Annotated in this window: 6 protein-coding genes; 3 read left to right on the forward strand and 3 right to left on the reverse strand. The window is 61.3% G+C overall.

All coding sequences use genetic code 11. The features are described from left to right. Nucleotides 1–95 precede the first annotated feature (95 nt). The 3 genes from ABID26_RS36890 to ABID26_RS36900 form a co-directional block, all read right to left on the reverse strand. Nucleotides 96–404, reverse strand: a complete 309-nt coding sequence (locus ABID26_RS36890; RefSeq protein ID WP_126097423.1) for an Rdx family protein — start codon at nucleotides 402–404, stop codon at nucleotides 96–98. A gap of 18 nt (nucleotides 405–422) precedes the next feature. Continuing rightward, nucleotides 423–1,172 (reverse strand): YebC/PmpR family DNA-binding transcriptional regulator, encoded by a 750-nt coding sequence (locus ABID26_RS36895; protein ID WP_126097422.1) that lies wholly within the window; start codon nucleotides 1,170–1,172, stop codon nucleotides 423–425. A gap of 218 nt (nucleotides 1,173–1,390) precedes the next feature. Continuing rightward, nucleotides 1,391–1,714, reverse strand: coding sequence for an ArsR/SmtB family transcription factor (locus tag ABID26_RS36900; RefSeq protein ID WP_126097421.1), 324 nt, complete (start codon nucleotides 1,712–1,714; stop codon nucleotides 1,391–1,393). A 51-nt stretch (nucleotides 1,715–1,765) separates the two neighbouring features. On the opposite strand from ABID26_RS36900, the gene ABID26_RS36905 reads away from it, so the two are divergent. The 3 genes from ABID26_RS36905 (at nucleotide 1,766) to ABID26_RS36915 (ending at nucleotide 3,224) form a co-directional block, all read left to right on the forward strand. Then, nucleotides 1,766–2,248 carry an SRPBCC domain-containing protein gene (locus ABID26_RS36905; protein ID WP_126097420.1) on the forward strand — a complete coding sequence of 161 codons (483 nt, stop codon included), beginning with the start codon at nucleotides 1,766–1,768 and terminating at the stop codon, nucleotides 2,246–2,248. Between the two features lie 29 nt (nucleotides 2,249–2,277). Beyond that, nucleotides 2,278–2,667 carry a VOC family protein gene (locus ABID26_RS36910; protein WP_292304966.1) on the forward strand — a complete coding sequence of 130 codons (390 nt, stop codon included), beginning with the start codon at nucleotides 2,278–2,280 and terminating at the stop codon, nucleotides 2,665–2,667. Nucleotides 2,668–2,759: 92 nt separating this feature from the next. Beyond that, the gene (locus ABID26_RS36915) at nucleotides 2,760–3,224 is read left to right on the forward strand and encodes an SRPBCC family protein (RefSeq protein WP_126097419.1); all 465 of its coding nucleotides are present in this window, start codon (nucleotides 2,760–2,762) and stop codon (nucleotides 3,222–3,224) included. The last annotated feature ends 398 nt before the right edge of the window (nucleotides 3,225–3,622 follow it).

Genomic DNA, 3,622 nt, shown 5'->3' on the forward strand with positions numbered 1-3,622 from the left:
AAATAGCTATCGACAACCGAGCGCTTGAAACGCGCACTGTGTTTGGACATGCAAAACCCCCGAAGGTTGTGTCCAACTTTCGGGGGTCAGTTCACTCAGGCGGGGTCTTTCTTGTGCGTCTTGCGGTCCGCATGCCCCAGATCGCGCTCCGGGTCGATGACGTCGCGGACCAGCTGCTTGAGCTTTGCCGCATCCGGAAAGCCGCCGTCGCGCTTGCGCTCCCAGATAAGCTGATCGTTGCAGGAAATGGTGAAGATGCCGCCAGTGCCCGGCACCAGCGTCACTTCGCCGAGATCGGTGCCGAAGGTCGAGAGCAATTCCTGCGCCATCCAGCCGGCACGCAGGAGCCACAGGCATTGCGTGCAGTAGGTGATGCGGATGGCCGGAAGCGGTTTCTCGCTCATGTCGGATCCCGCGGCCGATCAGGCAGCGCTGAGCTTGGCCATCGTCTCGTCGTCGACCTCGAAATTGGCGTAGACGCTTTGCACGTCGTCATCGTCCTCGAGGGTGGCGACCAGCTTCATCAGCGATTGCGCCCGCTCTTCGTCAACCGGGACGTTGTTCTGCGGCCGCCAGATCGGCTTCACCGATTCCGCCTCGCCGAGCGCAGCTTCCAACAACTTCGACACTTCGCCGAGATTTTCGAAGCTGCAATAGATGGTGTGGCCTTCCTCGTCCGACTCGACGTCGTCGGCGCCGGCCTCGATCGCCGCTTCCATGACCTTGTCGGCGCTGCCGGCAGCGGCCGGATAGTAGATCTCGCCGATGCGGTCCCACATGAAGGACACCGAGCCGGTTTCGCCGAGCGCCCCGCCGGCCTTGGTGAAGGCGGCGCGCACATTGGACGCGGAGCGGTTGCGGTTGTCGGTCAACGCCTCGACGATCAGCGCCACGCCACCTGGACCGTAGCCCTCGTAGCGCACGGCCTCGTAGTTTTCCCCGTCGCCGGCAGAAGCCTTGTTGATGGCGCGCTGGATGTTGTCCTTCGGCATCGACACCGCCTTGGCGTTCTGCACGGCAAGGCGCAGCCGCGGGTTCATCGCCGGGTCCGGCGTGCCGGTCTTGGCGGCGACGGTGATTTCGCGCGCCAGCTTGGAAAACATTTTCGACCGCACCGCGTCCTGGCGGCCCTTGCGGTGCATGATGTTCTTGAACTGTGAATGGCCAGCCATGGCACCCCTGTCGTGTTCGGCTAGAGCATTTTCGGCCAGGAGCGATCACCCGGCATCGGCAAATGCTCGAATTCAAATTTCAGAACGCTGCAAGCATGCCCGCGAAGGCATGCGGCGTCTCTGTCGGAATGGCCGGCTTATAGATAAATCGGCTCAATTCGTCCAGCCGCGCCGTTTCACCGGTCGCGACGCCGAGCTGGCCATCCCGGCGGAGTGCGTCAGCCCTCCAGATCCGACTTGAGCCGGTCGAGGATACTGATCGCGTGGCCGGCATACTGGCTGATCCAGCGGTCGTGGATCTGCCTTATCGGCAAAGCGTTGAGATGGTTCCAGCGTTCGCGCCCCTCGCGCCGCGCCACGACCAGATCGGCCTCTTCGAGCACCTTGAGGTGCATCATCACCGTGCAGCGGTCCATGTCGGGGAAAGCCTCGCAGAGCGCGCCCGTAGTCTGCGGCTGATCTTTCAGCCGGTCCAGCAGCTCGCGCCGGCGCGGATGCGCCAAGGCCTTGAAAACATGGTCGTCCGTGGTTTGACTTGACATGTTATATTTCTATAACATATCGTTTAGACGATCAAGGAAGGAGCTGTGGATATGTCTCTTGGATTCAGAATTTCCGGACGCATCGGCAAACCGGTCACCGATGTCTTCGACGCGGTGGTCAATCCGACGAAGCTCAGCGGCTATTTCACCACCATCGGCGGCGCCTCCGCCCCACTGGTCGCCGGCACAACCGTCACCTGGTGGAAGACCGTGCCGGTCGAGGTCGACGAGGTGACGAAGGACAAGCGCATCGTGCTGCGCTGGGACGCGACCGACGCCGAGGGCAAGCCGGCCTACAAGACCCGCATCGAGATGAATTTCGAGCCATTGGATGACGGCGGCACCTTCGTCACCATCGCCGAGGAGGGCTGGCGCGAAGGCGAGGCCGGACTGAAGAAATCCTACCTCAATTGCGAGGGCTGGTCGCAGATGCTGGCCTGCATGAAGGCCTATCTTGAATACGGCATCAACCTGCGCGACGGCTATTATCGCAGCGAGCTGCGGGGCGAGCCGGCGAACGAGACCAATATCTGAGCCCAACATCAGAGCAAAGGAGGCCGCTCGTGAAAGTAACGCCGTTCCTGATGTTCGAAGGCCGGGCGGAAGAGGCGATGACCTTCTATTGCGAGACCATCCCGGAGAGCCGCGTCGTCGACGTGACGCGCTACAGTGCGGGCGAAGACGGGCCCGAAGGGACAGTCAAGCTGGCCCGCGCCTCGATCGGCGGCACAGAGGTAATGATCTTCGACAGTCCGGTGCATCACGCCTTCACCTTCACGCCGTCGGTCTCGCTCTTCGTCGACTGTTCCTCCGAGGAGGAGCTGGAGCGCATCGTCGAGGCGCTGGCCAAGGACGGCGCGTTCCTGATGCCGACCGGCAATTACGGCTTCAGCCGCCGTTTCGCCTGGCTCAACGATCGGTTCGGCGTCTCCTGGCAGATCAACCTGCCATGAACAATGCGATTCCAGGAAAAGCGCGCAGCGGTTTTCCGTCCGGAATCGCGCAATCGCAAACTTACGGCAAGTCGGCAATTTAGGAGGAAGTCATGGAACTCAAAGAAGCTCCCACCGCCGAAACGGCCATGCTGATCCGCCGGCCGGTTGCCGAGGTTTTCGAGGCCATCGTCGATCCGGCGGTCACCACGAAATTCTGGTTCACGCATTCGAGCGGCAGGCTGGACGGTGGCAAGCCGGTCGAGTGGGAATGGCGCATGTATGGCGTCTCCACAAGAGTCGAGGTCAGCGAGATCGTTCCCAACGAAAAGATCGTCATGCGGTGGAGCGAGCCGCCGACCACCGTCGTCTGGACTTTCAGCGAAATGCCCGGCGACGCGACCTTCCTCGAAGTCCGCAATTTCGGCTTTGTCGGCAGCGGCGACGAACAAGTCAGCCAGGCGATCGGCTCGACCGGCGGTTTCTCGCTGGTGCTCGCCGGCGCCAAGGCGTGGCTGGAACAGGGCCTGACGCTCGGCCTGATCGGCGACCGGCATCCGAAGGGCATCTCAGCCTAAGCCGTAAGCGACTAATGCATGTCGCCCAAAAGTGCGCAGCGGTTTTGGGAGAACGACATGCATCAAAACAAAGACTTAAAGCGCGTCGTCTGAATCCGTTTCAGCGCGACGCGCTTTAGGTCATAAGGTCGGACAATGTTTGCGTTGGCAGATGCTGTGGCGATTGGCCGAAATGCCTTTCGCTTCGTCATTCTATGGCGGAGCAAGCGAAGCGACGCGGCGCAGACCATAGAATCCATGCCGTGACTTGGAAGCGCCGCCACGGTGCAGAATTTTGCTCCGTTGCGCTCCTTGGCTAAGGTAACGGCATGGCAACTGTGTTCATGCGAATGCGGTTTTGTCGCGGATGATGGCGTTGAGGACGACCAGGAGCTTCCTTGCTACGGCGATGATAGCAA

The sequence above is a fragment of the Mesorhizobium shonense genome, from assembly GCF_040545255.1.
Classification (GTDB): Bacteria; Pseudomonadota; Alphaproteobacteria; order Rhizobiales; family Rhizobiaceae; genus Mesorhizobium; species Mesorhizobium shonense.

What these genes read in the sequence shown, in the direction of transcription:
- ABID26_RS36890 (WP_126097423.1), bottom strand. Translation starts at nt 404, where the DNA reads ATGAGCGAGAAACCGCTTCCGGCCATCCGCATCACCTACTGCACGCAA.
- ABID26_RS36895 (WP_126097422.1), bottom strand. Translation starts at nt 1,172, where the DNA reads ATGGCTGGCCATTCACAGTTCAAGAACATCATGCACCGCAAGGGCCGC.
- ABID26_RS36900 (WP_126097421.1), bottom strand. Translation starts at nt 1,714, where the DNA reads ATGTCAAGTCAAACCACGGACGACCATGTTTTCAAGGCCTTGGCGCAT.
- ABID26_RS36905 (WP_126097420.1), top strand. Translation starts at nt 1,766, where the DNA reads ATGTCTCTTGGATTCAGAATTTCCGGACGCATCGGCAAACCGGTCACC.
- ABID26_RS36915 (WP_126097419.1), top strand. Translation starts at nt 2,760, where the DNA reads ATGGAACTCAAAGAAGCTCCCACCGCCGAAACGGCCATGCTGATCCGC.